Below are 14603 nucleotides of genomic sequence, written 5' to 3'. Positions count from 1 at the left end.
TGATATTCAGAAATATAAGATGCGAGTTAATTACAACATTATCATTATTGCTTTCGCTGCCGTGATGTCGACGGGATGTGCTTCCGTCAACATGGCCCCCAGCAGGAGTCCGACCAAGCCAAACAATTCGATGTTCCCGGGCCGGGAAACGCCGGCCTCTATGTCTATCGCAACAGCTTTGTAGGCAAGGCATTAAAGAAGGACCTCTGGGTCGATGGCAAATGCCTCGGAGAAAGCGCTTCCGGGGTTTTCTTCTACACGCAAGTCGAAGGCAACAAGAAACACAAAATCGAGACGGAGTCCGAGTTCTCTCCCAATGCGCTCGAGTTGTTCGTGGAGACGGGAAAGAATTACTTCGTACGTCAGTTCATCAAGATCGGCGCTTTCGTGGGCGGCGCCGATCTCGAAGTCATCCCGGAGGAACAGGGCAAGACTGATGTGACCCAACTCGGCCTGGCACAGCCGGGCACCTGCGAGAAGTAGGCAGCGGCCGGATCGCAGGCCCTGGAGGTAGGTCCACGAAGGGGCGTAGTTCACCTTTTCGGCGGGACGGATGTTGCTGGAAAATCGTCGTCGATTTCACTTCCATCACGCCCTTCCCCATGACGTCCCACCCCCTCCTGCGCCGCGCCTTCGCGGCCTTCCTCGTCGCCGCGCCGCTGCTGTCGGCCCAGGCCCAGGCCCGGGCACCGGCTCCCGCCACCCCCCTCGACGCCCCGCTCCACATCGTCGTCGGCTATGCCCCCGGCGGCGCCACCGACCGCGTCGCGCGGCTGGTCGGCGAGAAGCTGGGCGCCAGACTGGGCGTGCCGGTGATCGTCGACAACAAGCCCGGGGCCGGTGGGCGGCTGGCGGCGCAGCAGGTGCGCGCCACCCCGGCGAACCAGAATGTCGTCATGGTGGCCAACCCGGCCGTGATGGTGGTGGCGCCCCTGGTCTTCAAGGACAACGGCTACGACGCCGAGCGCGACTTCGTGCCGATGTCCAACGTCAACGAATACGAATTCGCGCTGGCCGTGGCCGCCGCGGTGCCGGTCAAGGAGCTGTCGCACCTGGTGGCCTGGATGCGCGCCAATCCCCGGCAGGCCAACTTCGGCGTGCCGGCCACCGGCAGCCTGCCGCACTTCTTCGCGCTGATGCTGGGCCAGAAGGCCGACGTCAAGGCCGAGGTGATCGGCTACAAGGGCTCCAGCCCGCTGCTCAACGACCTGATGGGCGGCCAGGTGCCGATCGCGGTCGACACGCTCGACAGCGTCGTCGCGCAGCACGAGGCCGGCAAGCTCCGCCTGCTGGCGGTCTCGGGCGCGAAGCGCTCGCCCTTCGCACCGGACGTGCCGACCTTCCGCGAGGCCGGCCTCGACCTGGTGGGCACCGGCTGGAATGTCTTCTTCGCCCCGGCGACGATGCCGCGCGAGAAGGTCGCGCGCATCTCGCAGGCGGTGCGCGAGGTCATGCAGGACCCCGACACGCAGCGCAGGTTCAGGGACGCGCGCCTGACTCCCGTGACGAGCACGCCCGAGCAGACCGCCGCCATGCTGCGCGCCTATCGCGCCCAGTGGGCGCCGGTGGTGACGACATCGGGCTACCAGCCCTGAGCGGCCCCGGCTGCGCCATCCCGTCCGCCGCTCCCTCCGCCGCCATGTCCGCCCCACCGTCCGCTTCCATCCCCACCTCCGAAACCATGTCGTCCCCGTCGTCCCTCCCCTCCGCCCGGCGTCCCAACATCATCTTCATCGTCGCCGACGACCTGGGCTTCGCCGACCTCGGCTGCTATGGCGGACGCGAGCCGGTCTCGCCCGTGCTCGACGGCCTGGCCGCGCGCGGCCTGCGCTTCACGCAGGGCTATGCCAACTCGCCGGTGTGCTCGCCGACGCGCTTCGCGATGATCACGGCGCGCTACCAGTACCGCCTGCGCGGCGCCGCCGAGGAGCCGATCCGCAGCGGCGACCGCGCCAACACCACGCTGGGCCTGCCGACCGACCACCCGACCCTGCCCTCGCTGCTGAGGGCGGCGGGCTATCGCACCGCGCTGGTGGGCAAGTGGCACCTGGGCTATCCGCCTACCTTCGGTCCGCTGCGCTCGGGCTACGAGGAATTCTTCGGCCCGATGTCCGGCGGCGTCGACTACTTCACCCACTGCGACTCGCGCGGCACGCACGATCTGTGGCTGGGCGAGGAGGACTGCCGGCAGGACGGCTACCTGACCGACCTGCTGTCGCGGCGCGCGGTCGACTATGTCGAGCGCATGGCCGCGCAGCCCGGGGACGCGGCGCAGCCGTTCTTCCTGAGCCTGCACTACACCGCGCCGCACTGGCCCTGGGAGACGCGCGACGACGCCGGCCGCGCGCCGCAGGTCAAGGACAACCTGTTCGACCTCGCCGGCGGCAGCATCCACCGCTACCGCGAGATGATCCGGCACATGGACGAGGGCATCGGCTGGGTCATGGCCGCGCTGGAGCGCCACGGCCTGGCCGACGACACCCTGGTGGTCTTCACCAGCGACAACGGCGGCGAGCGCTTCTCGGACAGCTGGCCACTGGTCGGCGGCAAGATGGACCTGACCGAGGGTGGCATCCGCGTGCCCTGGATCGCGCACTGGCCGGCCGGCATCGCGCCGGGCGGCACCAGCGCGCAGCACTGCCTGACGATGGACTGGTCGGCCACGATGCTCGATCTCGCCGGCGCGACGCCCGATGCGGCCCATCCGCTCGATGGCGTGTCGCTGCGCCCGGTGCTGCGCGACGCGGCCCACGTGTTCCGCCGGCCGATGCACTGGCGCATGAACCACCGCGACCAGCGCGCCCTGCGCGATGGCGACTGGAAGTACCTGCAGGTCGACGGCAACGAATACCTGTTCGACCTGAGCGCCGACGAACGCGAGCGCGCCAACCAGGCGAAGCGCCAGCCCGAGCGCCTGGCCGCCCTGCGCGCCGACTGGCTGGCCTGGAACGCCACCATGCCGCCGATCCCGGCCGACGCGACGGTGAGCCTGGGCTACTCGGTCAAGGACATGCCGAGCCGCTGAGCAGGCGCGCCCGCGTCCTCACCAGGGCAGCACCTGGCCACCATAGGCGCGGAAGCCGCCGGTGTCGGCCGGCGCGAGCCCATCGATCACCGCGAGCAGGTCGGCGGCGGCGTCATCGGCCGCGCGGCCGATCTCGGCGCCACGGAATGGCGCCGACAGCGACGAGTCGACCGTGCCCGGATGCAATGCCACCAGCACGGCATGGGGGTTGCCGCGCGCGACCTCGATGGCGGCGGTCCTGACGAACATGTTGAGCGCGGCCTTGGAAGCGCGATAGCTGTACCAGCCGCCCAGCCGGTTGTCGCCGATGCTGCCGACCTTGGCCGAGAGCACGGCCAGCACGCCGCGCTCGCGGTCGAGCAGGGGCGCGAAATGCGCCAGCACCAGGGCCGGCCCGAACGCGTTGACGCGGAAAGTCGCCTCCATCTGCGCATAGCTCAACTGCCCCAGGCGCTTCTCGGGCATGAAGCCGTCCGTGTGCAGCAGGCCGGCGGCATTGACGATCAGATGGAACGGCCCCCGGTCCTTCAGGGCGGCGGCCGCCGCCGCGATGCTCGCCTCGACCCCGAAATCCACCGCCGGCACCGAGCCACGGCCGAGCCGCGTCACGCCGGCGCAGCGCGGATCGGCTTCGAGCCGGCGTGCCAGCGCACCACCGATGGCGCCGGAGGCGCCCAGCACCAGGGCGCGGAAACCCGCCGGAAAGGACTGCATGGATCGACTCCTGTGGTTGGAAGGAACCCCATCGTAGCGATCCCGACGATGGCATTTACCGGAGCTTTACGATCCTATCTAGATACAAATCAGATATATCTTTTATAGTGGCGCATCTTCCATCAAGGAGCGTCCCATGCGACACGTCCATCATTCCTTTGCCTGCCACCATCGCCATGGCGACCACGACGGCGCCCACGGCGAGGGCCCGGCCGGCCGCACCGGCCCCGAGGACCGGCCAGCACGCGGCGGCGGTGGCCGTCGTGGCGGCGGCGGCGGCGGCGGCGGCGGCGGCGGCGGCCGCATCTTCGGCCACGGCGGCCTGCGCTTCGTGCTGCTGCAGCTCATCGCCGACAAGCCCTCGCACGGCTACGAACTCATCAAGGCGATCGAGGACCGGCTCGGCGGCAGCTATGCGCCGAGTCCCGGCATCGTCTATCCCACGCTCACCCTGCTCGAGGAGCTGGGCCACCTGGACATCGACACCGCCGATGGCAGCAGCCGCAAGCGCTATCGCGCCACCGAGGCCGGCCGCGAGTACCTGGCCGCCCATCGCGCGACCACCGACGAGCTGATGGCGCGCATGCAGGGCGGCGCCGATGGCGCCGGACCGCGCGGCGGCCGGCCGCCCCAGGTCACGCGCGCCATCGAGAACCTGAAGCTCGCCATGCGCATGCGCCTGTCGGGCGAACCCCTGACGCCGGCCCAGGCCAGCGCCTTCGCCGCCGTGCTCGATCACGCGGCCCAGCAACTGGAGCAGATCTGATGGACGACACCCTCGCCACCCCGACCGACGAGCGCGCGCCGCGGCGCGTGCGCCATGCCCTGCGCTTCCGGGCGCTCGATGTGCGCGCGGTCGAGCGGATCACGCCGCACCTGGTGCGCGTGACGCTCGAAGGCGCCGATCTGGCGGGCTTCCACAGCCCCGGCTTCGACGACCATGCGAAGCTGTTCTTCCCCGACGAGGCCACCGGCGTGCTGACGCTGCCGACCCTCGGAGCGGATGGTCCGGTCTGGCCCGAGGGCCGCAAGCCGACGATGCGCGACTACACGCCGCGCCATTTCGATGCCGGGGCCGGCACGCTGGAGATCGACTTCGCACTGCACGTCGCCGGTCCGGCCACGCGCTGGGCCGAACGGGCCGCGCCCGGCCAGCGCCTGGGCGTGGGCGGGCCGCGTGGCTCGTTCCTGGTGCCGACCGCGTTCGATGGCCATGTGCTGATCGGCGACGACACCGCCCTGCCGGCGATCTCGCGCCGCCTGGCCGAGCTGCCCGCCGGCGCCCGCGCGCTGGTGCTGGCCGAGGTCGACGGCCCGGCCGACCACGTCGCGCTGCCGAGCGCGGCCGACGTGACGCTGATCTGGGTCCACCGCGAGCAGGCGGCGACCGCCGCCCCGCCCCTGCTCGACGCCCTGCGCGGCGCCACCCTGCCGGCGGGCGACATCCATGCCTGGATCGGCTGCGAGTCGGCGGCGGCCAAGGCCCTGCGCGCGCACCTGGTCGGCGAGCGCGGGCTGAATCCGAAATGGGTCCGGGCCTCGGGCTACTGGCGCCGGGGCAGCGCCGCGACGCACGACACGCACGAGGACTGAGCATCGGCCGGGGGCGCGCGGCGCCGGCCCAGCCGGCCCACCCGACTGGATCCGCTCAGGCCGGCGACACGTCGCCGAGCGCCCACGCCACGTGCTCGCGCACCAGCGCGCTCGGATGCTCGCGTCGCGTCGCCAGCGCCGCCGCCGCGTCCGTCGCGCCGGCGTGTCGCGCGTTGCCCAGCGCGACGGCGATGTTGCGCAGCCAGCGCTCGTGGCCGATGCGCCGGATCGGGCTGCCCTCGGTGCGGCGCAGGAACTCGTCCTCGGTCCAGGCGAAGAGCTCGGCCAGCGCGCGGCCGGCGAGTCCCTCGCGCGCATCGAAGTCCGGTAGCGTGCTCCTGCGCGCGAACTTGTTCCAGGGACAGGTCAGCTGGCAGTCGTCGCAGCCATAGATGCGGTTGCCGATCAGGGAGCGCAGCTCGACCGGGATGGCGCCCGGATGCTCGATCGTCAGGTAGGAGATGCAGCGCCGGGCGTCGAGCCGCTGCGGCGCGACGATGGCGCCGGTCGGGCAGATGTCGATGCAGGCCGTGCAGCGGCCGCAATGCGGCGTGACCGGCGCGCTCGGCGGCAGCGCCATGTCGACATAGATCTCGCCCAGGAAGAACATCGAGCCGGCGTCGCGGTCGAGCACCAGCGTGTGCTTGCCGCGCCAGCCCTGGCCGCTGCGCGCGGCCAGCTCGGCCTCCAGCACCGGGGCCGAGTCGGTGAAGGCCCGGTGACCGAAGGCGCCGACCTCGTCGGCGATGCGCGCGGCCAGCGTGGCCAGCCGCGAGCGCAGCACCTTGTGATAGTCGCGGCCCCGCGCGTAGAGCGAGACGATGCCCTCCGAGGGGCGCTCCAGGCGCGCGAACTCGATCGCCTGCCAGTCCGGCGGCGTGGCGCGCGGCAGGTAGTCCATGCGCGCCGTGATGACCGATGCCGTGCCCGGCACCAGCTCGGCCGGCCGGGCGCGCCGCGTGCCATGCGCGGCCATGTAATGCATCTCGCCATGGAACCCCTGGGCCAGCCACTGCATCAGACCCGGCTCCGCGCTCGACAGGTCGATGCCGGCGATGCCGATTTGGGAGAATCCCAATTCCCGGGCCAAGGCCTGAATCCGAATGACGAGTTGATGGCTGCCGATCACTTGCCGATTGTAGAAACCCCTCCCGTGCCGCCGGCCCCCGGCGCGCCGGACATCCGCGTCGCCGTCATGGCGTGGCGCGACGAGGCCGACACCGAGGCCTTCGCGCGCGCGCTCGCGGCCCAGCCGGCATTGCGCGATGCCTTCGTCGCGCTGCATGGCGACCTCGGCGCCGGCAAGACCACCTTCGTGCGGCACCTGCTGCGCGCGTTGGGCATCGCGGGGCGCATCAAGAGCCCGACCTACGCGGTCGTGGAGCCGCACGAGACGCCCGACGGCCTGGCCATCCACCACTTCGACTTCTATCGCTTCGGCGACCCGCGCGAATGGGACGATGCGGGTTTTCGCGACATCTTCGCCGCCGGTGGCCTCAAGCTCGCAGAATGGCCGGACAACGCCGCCGGCCGCCTGCCCGTCGCCGATCTCGACCTGCGCATCGACGCCCGGGCCGACGACAGCCGCCAAGTGACGCTGGAAGCGCGCACGACGCTCGGCCTCAAGCTGCTGGCGACTCTGGCCGATACCACCGACAAGGGTCCGACGATCGCGGCCCCTCCACCATCTCCTTCATGACCCAGGCCCCGAACAAATCCCCCGCCTCGCGTCGCGCCCTCCTCAAGGCCGGCAGCCTCGTCCTCCTGCTGGGCGCCCAGGACATCGCGCGCGGCGCGAGCATCATGGCCGTGCGCGTCTGGCCGGCGACCGACTACACCCGCGTCACCATCGAATCCGATGGTCGCCTGCAGACCCAGCAGCTGGTGGTGGGCAGCCCGCCGCGCCTGGCGATCGACATCCAGGGCATCGACCTCAATCCGGCGCTGCGCGACCTGGTGCGGCAGATCAAGCCCGGCGACCCCTACATCGACGGCCTGCGCGTGGGCCAGTACGCACCGGGCGTGGTGCGGATCGTGTTCGACCTCAAGCAGGCGGTGCAGCCGCAGGTCTTCTCGCTCGCGCCGGTCGCCGCCTACCGCCACCGGCTGGTGCTCGACCTCTATCCGGAACAGCCGGTCGATCCGATGGAGGCCCTGATCGCCGACCGGCTGCGCACCGCGCCGGCGGTGTCGATGGCGCCGGCGCCACCGGCGCCGCCGGCGCCCTCCATCGCATCGGGCCCGGTCGGCGCCGATCCGCTGGGCGAGCTGATGGCGCAGCAGGCCGACCGCGTGCAGGACGGCGTGCCCACCGGGCCCGGGAACGGCAACTGGCCGGTCGTGCCGGCCACGCCGTCGATCCCGCTGCCGACCCGGCCACCCGCCATCGCCGCCGCTCCCACGGTGCGCCCGCCGCCACCGGCCGCGCCCCTGCCCTCGCAGCTGCCCCCGCCCATGGCCTCGGCGCCGCCACCGCCCAGCCTCCCGGCCGCGCGGCGCAGCATCGCCACGCCCAACCGGACCGACCGCATCATCATCGTCGCCCTCGACCCCGGCCATGGTGGCGAGGACCCCGGCGCGACCGGACCCAACGGCACGCGCGAGAAGGACATCGTGCTGCAGGTGGCGCACCGCCTGCGCGACCGCATCAACGCGGCCAGCGTCGGCGGCAGTCCGATGCGCGCCTTCCTCACGCGCGATGCCGACTTCTTCGTGCCGCTGGGCATGCGGGTGCAGAAGGCGCGACGCGTGCAGGCCGACCTGTTCGTCAGCATCCACGCCGATGCCTTCACCAATCCGGACGCGCGCGGCGCCAGCGTGTTCGCGCTCAGCCAGTCGGGAGCGTCGAGCTCGGCCGCGCGCTGGCTGGCCAACAAGGAGAACCAGGCCGACAAGGTCGGTGGCGTGAATGTCGGCAGCCACGAGGCGCAGGTCCAGCGCGCGCTGCTGGACATGAGCACCACGGCGCAGATCAACGACAGCCTGCGGCTGGGCTCGGCGATGCTCGGCGAGATCCAGCGCATCGGCGCGCGGCTGCACAAGGCCGGCGTCGAGCAGGCCGGCTTCGCGGTGCTGAAGGCGCCCGACATCCCCAGCGTGCTGGTCGAGACCGCCTTCATCAGCAACCCGGAGGAGGAAGCGAAGCTGCGCAGCGCGCAATACCAGGACGACTTGGCCGATGCGCTGATGCGTGGCATCCAGCGCTATTTCTCGCAGAATCCGCCGCTGGCGCGCAGCCGCCAGCTTTGAGGCGAATGCTCGCTCCGGTCAGGACCGGTGCACTCGCGCACTGTCCTGGGGCGGCTTCCTACAGTGCGTCGCCGCGTTCCGGACACAATGAGTTTCACAACATTTTTTGAAGGTGAATCCCATGAAGACACGTCTCTGGATCGCAGCGGTGGCCTCCTCTTCGCTCATGGTGCTCGCCGGTTGCGGCACGGGCCCCAATCAGCAGATGGGCGCCGCGGGTGGCGCGGTGGGCGGCGCCGTGCTGGGCAACGTGCTGGGCGGCAACACGGCGGCCACGGTCGGCGGCGCGGCGCTCGGCGGCCTGATCGGCAACGAGGTCGGCAAGAACTCCGACCAGCGCAACAACCAGCGCTATCGCAACGACGGCTCGCGCTACTGAGCGCATCGGGCCGGATGCGGCGGGACGATGTTCCCGACCGCAGACAAGAAGAAGGCGTGCCGAGGGCGCGCCTTTTTTTTGGCTTCCGCTCAGCCCTGCAGGCCGGCGGCCTCGCGCGCCTTCTCGGCGCGGCCGGCGCGCCAGGCGCCGAAGATGGCCAGCAGGCCCGGCACCAGGATCAGGCCCCAGATGATCTTCTCCAGGTGCTGGCGCACGAAGGGCAGGTTGCCGAAGAAATAGCCGGCGGTGCCGATGCCCAGCACCCAGAGCAGCGCGCCGACGACGTTGAACAGCGTGAACTTGCCGCGGTCCATGGCCGCGACGCCCGCCACGAAGGGCGCGAAGGTGCGGATGAAGGGCATGAAGCGCGCCAGGATGATGGTGATGCCGCCATAGCGCTCGTAGAACGCGTGCGCCTGGTTGAACGCCTTCTTGTTGAAGAAGCGCGAGTCCTCCCACTGGAACACCTTCGGCCCCAGGTGGCGGCCGATGGTGAAGTTGCACTGGTCGCCCAGGATCGCCGCCACGATCAGCACCGCGCAGGCGATCGGGAAGCTCATCAGCCCGATCCCGCACAGCGCGCCGACGATGAACAGCAGCGAGTCGCCCGGCAGGAAGGGCATCACCACGACCCCGGTCTCCACGAATACGATGGCGAAGAGCAGCGCGTAGACCCAGGGCCCGTAGGCGATGACGAAAGCCTCGAGGTGCTTGTCGATGTGGAGGATGAAGTCGATGAGAAAGTGGACGAATTCCATGGGGCGGATTATGCGCAGCACGCTTCCCCCCACCGCAGCCCGGCTGCGCCCCGAAATCTAGAATGATCCGGTGCCCATTCCTTCCGATGCATCCGCGCCCTCTCCCGATCCCGTCGTGCCGCCGGCCATGCCGCGCCGGCCGATCCGCGAACTGCCCGACGAACTGATCAGCCAGATCGCGGCCGGCGAGGTGGTGGAGCGACCGGCCTCCGTGGTGCGCGAGCTGCTGGACAACGCGCTGGATGCCGGCGCCACGCAGGTCACGGTGCGGCTGTCGGCCGGTGGCGTGCGCCTGATCGCGGTCGAGGACGATGGCGAGGGCATCGCGCGCGCCGACCTCAGCGTGGCCCTGCGCCGCCACGCGACCAGCAAGATCGCCAGCCTGGGCGACCTGGAGACGGTCGGCACCATGGGCTTCCGGGGCGAGGCGCTGGCCGCGATCAACGCCATCGCCGATCTCACCCTGCACTCGCGCGAACGCGGCGCCGATGCCGCCTATGCGCTCGACGGCCGCACCGGCGAGCTGCGGCAGGTGGCGCGCGCCGAGGGCAGCACGGTCGAGGTGCGCGAGCTGTTCTACGCCACGCCGGCGCGCCGCAAGTTCCTGAAGACCGACGCCACCGAACTCGCGCATTGCGTCGAGGCGGTGCGCCGCCATGCGCTGGCGCGGCCGGATGTCGGCTTCTCGGTCTGGCACGACGGCCGCCTGGTCGAGCAGTGGCGCGCCCACCCGATGCGCGAGCCCCGCCTGGCCGATGCGCTGGGCGACGACTTCGTGACCCGCAGCGTGGCGGTGGCGCACAGCGTCGGCACGCTGAGCGTCGAGGGTCGCGCCGGCGTGCCGGATGCCGCCCGCGCGCGCGGTGACCAGCAGTTCTTCTATGTCAATGGCCGCTTCGTGCGCGACCGGGTGCTCTCGCACGCGGTGCGCAGCGCCTACGAGGACGTGCTGCACGGCCAGCGCCAGCCGGTGTTCGCGCTGTACCTGCGCATCGATCCGGCGCGCGTCGACGTCAATGTGCATCCGACCAAGATCGAGGTCCGCTTCCGCGACGGCCGCGAGGTCCACCAGGCGGTGCGCCACGCGGTGGAGAACGCGCTGGCGGCGCCGCGCGCGGGTGATGCCGCGACACCGGCGGCGCCGAGCCTGCTGGCGCGGCCGGTGGCCGCCGCGCCACCGGCCTGGACCCAGCCGCGCATGCACTTCGCCGCCGAGCGCGGACCGGGCGACCAGGCCGCGATGTGGCCGATGGCGCGGGCGCCCGGCGCCCCCGGTCCGGCCATCGCGGTCGTCACGGGCGTCCCCGACGCCACGGACGCCCCGCGGCACGCCGGGGCCGAGGCTCCGGCTCCCATCGACGGCGTCGGCCCCGGACCGGACACCGGCCTGCCGGTGGCCCTTCGACCCTCGACCGGGCCCGCCCGCCCGGCCGCCGAGGACGACGACGTCTGGCCGCTCGGCCGCGCGCTGGCGCAGCTCCAGGGCATCTACATCCTGGCCGAGAACCGCCAGGGCCTGGTCGTCGTCGACATGCATGCGGCGCACGAGCGCATCGTCTACGAGCGCCTGAAGACGCAGCTCGAGGGCGCCGCCATCGCCAGCCAGCCGCTGCTGATCCCGGCCACCTTCGCCGCCACGCCGCACGAGGTGGCGACGGCGGAGGCCTGCGCGGCGGTGCTGGCCACGCTGGGCCTGGAGATCGCTCCGTTCTCGCCGCGCACCTTGGCCGTGCGCGCCGTGCCCGCCACGCTGGCCGAGGGCGATCCGGTGGAGCTGGCGCGCAGCGTGCTGGCCGAGCTGGCCCAGCACGACGCCAGCACGGTGGTGCAGCGCGCCCGCAACGAGCTGCTCTCCACCATGGCCTGCCACGGCGCCGTGCGGGCCCACCGGCGCCTGACGATTGACGAGATGAATGCCCTGCTGCGGCAGATGGAGGCGACCGAGCGCTCGGACCAGTGCAACCATGGCCGGCCGACCTGGCGGCAGCTCTCGGTGCGCGAGCTGGATGGCTTGTTCATGCGTGGGCGCTGACTTCGCAAACGCATAGCAAAGTATTACCTACGGGTTTTCGCTGTAGGCCGGCATCCGGGCATGCACGTTGCATGGGTCTTGCCCATGGAACTTCGATGGAGTCACGCGCTCTGTCCCTACACATGAAACATTGGTCGATCTTCGCCTCCGTTACCGCCCTGTTCGCGCTGCTTGCCGGCGGATGCTCGACGCTCGACGAGCGTCAGCGCGAATGGATCTTCCAGCCCAGCGACCGCAGCTGGGGCAACACGGAGGCCATGACCCAGGGCATGGAACATGTCTGGATCGACTTCCAGTCCTCCGTCACCGGCGAGCCGGCGCGCCTGCACGGCCTGTGGCTCGGCGGCGCGCCCGAATCGGCCGACACCCCCGTCCTGCTGTACCTGCATGGCGCGCGCTACAACGTGGCGGGTTCGGCGCCACGCATGCAGCGCATGCACGAGCTGGGCTTTTCGGTGCTGGCGATCGACTACCGGGGCTTCGGCAAGAGCTCGGCCGGCCTGCCCTCCGAGGCCACCGCCCGCGAGGACGCCCGCGCCGCCTGGACCTGGCTGGCCGCCCGTCATCCGCAGCAGCATCGCTACATCTTCGGCCACTCGCTCGGCGGCGCCATCGGCATCGACCTGGCATCGAACGTCAAGGACGAGAGCGGCGTGATCGTCGAGAGCACCTTCACCTCGATCGCCGATGTCGCCAGCAGCTTCAAGTGGGGCTGGCTGCCCTTCGGCCCGTTCATCACCCAGCGCTTCGAGGCCATCAGCCGCGTCAAGGACATCGGCTCGCCCCTGCTGGTGGTGCATGGTACGGCCGACAGCCTGATCAATCCGACGCTGGGCCGCCGGCTCTACGAGGCCGCCACAGTGCCGAAGATGTTCGTGCTGGTCGAAGGCGGCTCGCACCACAACACCAACTCGATCGGCCAAGCCCAGTACCAGGCCGCGCTCGGCCAGCTGTTCAAGATGAAGCCGGCGACCACGCAGGTGGCGGGCGACAACGCGCCGGCGATCTGACCGGGCGGCGGCGCCGCCCCGCCGCCACGGGCCTGCGGGATGGAGGGTCGGCGGCCATTTGCTACGCTCCGACGATGCCTCTCCCATCCGGCGTCGTCCTCGCCGCCACGCCGCCCGCCGCGGCCTCCCCCGCCCCGTCCCCGCTCCCGCGCTACCTCGCCCTCGCCGGTCCCACGGCATCCGGCAAGACCGCCGCCGCGCTGGCCATCGCCCGCGCCTGGCCGGTGGAGATCGTCAGCGTCGACTCGGCGCTGGTCTATCGCGGCATGGACATCGGCACGGCCAAGCCCTCGGCCGCCGAGCGCGCCGAGGTGCCGCACCACCTGATCGACATCCGCGACCCGCGCGAGCCCTACAGCGCCGCCGCCTTCGTCGCCGATGCCACGCGGCTGATCCGTGAGATCGCCGGTCGTGGCCGATTGCCGCTGCTGGTCGGCGGGACGATGCTGTACTTCAAGGCCCTGGTCGATGGCATCGACGCCATGCCGGCGGCCGACCCGGCGATCCGTGGCGCGATCGAGATCGAAGCCGCCGCCGAAGGCTGGCCGGCATTGCACGCGCGACTGGCCGAGGTCGATCCGGTGACGGCGGCGCGTCTTTCGCCGCACGACAGCCAGCGCATCCAGCGCGCGCTGGAGGTGTGGCGCACCAGCGGGCGGCCGCTCTCGGAATTCCAGCGCGCGCATCGCGACGACGCCACCGGCGCCACGGCGTCGGGCTCGATGTCGGCATCGGCAGGCGGCCATCGCCCCGCCGCCCTGCTGTCCCTGGAGCCGACCCAGCGCGCCTGGCTGCATGCGCGCATCGCCGAGCGCTTCGACGCCATGCTGCGCGAGGGCCTGGTCGACGAGGTGCGAACCTTGCGCGCGCGCGGCGACCTGGACGCCGACCTGCCCTCGATGCGCTGCGTCGGCTACCGCCAGACCTGGGAACTGCTCGATGCCGCCTCGGGCGCCGCGCCCGCCCCGCCGGCGATGACGACCCTGGATGCCGCCGCGCTGGACACGCTGCGCGAGCGCGGTGGCGCCGCCACGCGCCAGCTGGCCAAGCGCCAGATCACCTGGCTGCGCGGCATGCCCTGGCGCACCGTGATCGCGGCCGACGCGCCCGATGCCGTCGCGCAGGCGGTGACGCACGCATTGCGGGTGGCGGCATGACGCTCGTCATCGACCGACTGGCCAAGCGCTATGGCGACGCCACGGTGTTCGCCGATGTCTCGCTCGAGGTGGCGGCCGGCGAATTCGTCGCCATCGTCGGCGAATCGGGGGTCGGCAAGTCGACCCTGCTCAACTGCATGGCCGGGCTCGACACCTGGGATGCGGGCCGGATCGCGCACGACGGCACCGACATCGGCGCGCTCGATGCCGAGGCCTGCGCGATCTGGCGCCGCAGCCATGTCGGCTTCGTGTTCCAGGCCTTCCACGTGCTGCCGCACCTGGACGTGGCGCAGAACGTGGCGCTGCCGCTGATGCTGCTGGGCCAGCGCGAGGCGCTCGCGCGGCCGCGCGTGGCGGCGATGCTCGATGCCGTCGGCCTGGCCGGCCTGGGGCCCCGGCTGCCGCAGCAGCTCAGCGGCGGCCAGCTGCAGCGCGTGGCCATCGCGCGGGCGCTGGTGCATCGCCCGGCCCTGCTGCTGGCCGACGAGCCGACCGGCAACCTCGACCCCACCACCGCTGCCCGGATCATGGACGTGCTGCTGGCGCAGACGCGCCAGCATGGCGCCTCGCTGGTGCTGGTGACGCATTCCGAGGCCGCCGCCGCGCGCGCCGACCGCGTGCTGCACCTGCGCGCCGACGGCATCGCCCGGGCGCCTGCGTGAGGCCCGCCCTCCGGCACCGGCTCG

Annotated in this window: 15 protein-coding genes; 12 read left to right on the top strand and 3 right to left on the bottom strand. The window is 71.5% G+C overall.

Annotation, left to right across the window (positions count from 1 at the left end; genetic code table 11):
- Positions 1–75: 75 nt before the first annotated feature.
- The 3 genes from AC1MLT_RS02455 to AC1MLT_RS02445 all read left to right on the top strand — a co-directional run bounded on the left by AC1MLT_RS02455 (position 76) and on the right by AC1MLT_RS02445 (position 3025).
- Complete coding sequence (locus AC1MLT_RS02455; protein WP_481033699.1) at positions 76–483, top strand: DUF2846 domain-containing protein; 408 nt, start codon at positions 76–78, stop codon at positions 481–483.
- 119 nt (positions 484–602) lie between these two features.
- Positions 603–1595 carry a tripartite tricarboxylate transporter substrate-binding protein gene (locus tag AC1MLT_RS02450; protein ID WP_481033698.1) on the top strand — a complete coding sequence of 331 codons (993 nt, stop codon included), beginning with the start codon at positions 603–605 and terminating at the stop codon, positions 1593–1595.
- Between the two features lie 86 nt (positions 1596–1681).
- Positions 1682–3025 carry a sulfatase family protein gene (locus AC1MLT_RS02445; protein WP_481033697.1) on the top strand — a complete coding sequence of 448 codons (1344 nt, stop codon included), beginning with the start codon at positions 1682–1684 and terminating at the stop codon, positions 3023–3025.
- A gap of 18 nt (positions 3026–3043) precedes the next feature.
- Here AC1MLT_RS02445 and AC1MLT_RS02440 read toward each other — a convergent pair whose 3' ends face one another.
- Complete coding sequence (locus AC1MLT_RS02440; protein WP_481033696.1) at positions 3044–3739, bottom strand: SDR family NAD(P)-dependent oxidoreductase; 696 nt, start codon at positions 3737–3739, stop codon at positions 3044–3046.
- A 136-nt stretch (positions 3740–3875) separates the two neighbouring features.
- Here AC1MLT_RS02440 and AC1MLT_RS02435 point away from each other — a divergent pair, with 136 nt between their 5' ends.
- Entirely contained in the window at positions 3876–4505 is a 630-nt protein-coding gene (locus tag AC1MLT_RS02435) for a PadR family transcriptional regulator (RefSeq protein WP_481033695.1), read from the top strand.
- Positions 4505–5332 carry a siderophore-interacting protein gene (locus AC1MLT_RS02430; RefSeq protein WP_481033694.1) on the top strand — a complete coding sequence of 276 codons (828 nt, stop codon included), beginning with the start codon at positions 4505–4507 and terminating at the stop codon, positions 5330–5332. Before AC1MLT_RS02435 ends, AC1MLT_RS02430 begins: the two co-directional genes overlap by 1 nt.
- Positions 5333–5387: 55 nt before the next feature.
- On the opposite strand, the gene queG is transcribed toward AC1MLT_RS02430, so the two are convergent.
- On the bottom strand, positions 5388–6461 hold the full coding sequence (gene queG / locus AC1MLT_RS02425) for a tRNA epoxyqueuosine(34) reductase QueG (RefSeq protein WP_481033693.1): 1074 nt from the start codon (positions 6459–6461) through the stop codon (positions 5388–5390).
- Here queG and tsaE point away from each other — a divergent pair.
- From tsaE to AC1MLT_RS02410, 3 genes are all read left to right on the top strand, one after another.
- Entirely contained in the window at positions 6447–7031 is a 585-nt protein-coding gene (tsaE, locus tag AC1MLT_RS02420) for a tRNA (adenosine(37)-N6)-threonylcarbamoyltransferase complex ATPase subunit type 1 TsaE (RefSeq protein WP_481033692.1), read from the top strand. The genes queG and tsaE overlap by 15 nt on opposite strands.
- Positions 7028–8581: an N-acetylmuramoyl-L-alanine amidase gene (locus AC1MLT_RS02415; RefSeq protein WP_481033691.1), complete on the top strand. Its 1554-nt coding sequence runs from the start codon at positions 7028–7030 to the stop codon at positions 8579–8581. The genes tsaE and AC1MLT_RS02415 overlap by 4 nt, the downstream gene beginning before the upstream one ends.
- Before the next feature lie 121 nt (positions 8582–8702).
- On the top strand, positions 8703–8960 hold the full coding sequence (locus AC1MLT_RS02410; protein WP_481033690.1) for a glycine zipper domain-containing protein: 258 nt from the start codon (positions 8703–8705) through the stop codon (positions 8958–8960).
- A gap of 89 nt (positions 8961–9049) precedes the next feature.
- Here AC1MLT_RS02410 and AC1MLT_RS02405 read toward each other — a convergent pair whose 3' ends face one another.
- Positions 9050–9718 (bottom strand): DedA family protein, encoded by a 669-nt coding sequence (locus AC1MLT_RS02405; protein ID WP_481033689.1) that lies wholly within the window; start codon positions 9716–9718, stop codon positions 9050–9052.
- A gap of 127 nt (positions 9719–9845) precedes the next feature.
- On the opposite strand from AC1MLT_RS02405, the gene mutL reads away from it, so the two are divergent.
- The 4 genes from mutL (at position 9846) to AC1MLT_RS02385 (ending at position 14579) form a co-directional block, all read left to right on the top strand.
- A complete protein-coding gene (mutL, locus tag AC1MLT_RS02400; protein ID WP_481034876.1) occupies positions 9846–11750 on the top strand; it encodes a DNA mismatch repair endonuclease MutL in 1905 nt (634 codons plus the stop codon).
- Between the two features lie 122 nt (positions 11751–11872).
- Positions 11873–12760, top strand: coding sequence for an alpha/beta hydrolase (locus tag AC1MLT_RS02395; RefSeq protein ID WP_481033688.1), 888 nt, complete (start codon positions 11873–11875; stop codon positions 12758–12760).
- Positions 12761–12834: 74 nt separating this feature from the next.
- Positions 12835–13917 carry a tRNA (adenosine(37)-N6)-dimethylallyltransferase MiaA gene (gene miaA, locus AC1MLT_RS02390; protein WP_481033687.1) on the top strand — a complete coding sequence of 361 codons (1083 nt, stop codon included), beginning with the start codon at positions 12835–12837 and terminating at the stop codon, positions 13915–13917.
- Positions 13914–14579: an ABC transporter ATP-binding protein gene (locus AC1MLT_RS02385; protein ID WP_481033686.1), complete on the top strand. Its 666-nt coding sequence runs from the start codon at positions 13914–13916 to the stop codon at positions 14577–14579. The genes miaA and AC1MLT_RS02385 overlap by 4 nt, the downstream gene beginning before the upstream one ends.
- Positions 14580–14603: the final 24 nt, after the last annotated feature.

The sequence above is a fragment of the Variovorax sp. PEI5 genome (genome assembly GCF_056679935.1).
The sequence above is the reverse complement of the archived record's forward strand: the minus strand, read 5'-3'. Positions and strand labels throughout refer to the sequence as shown.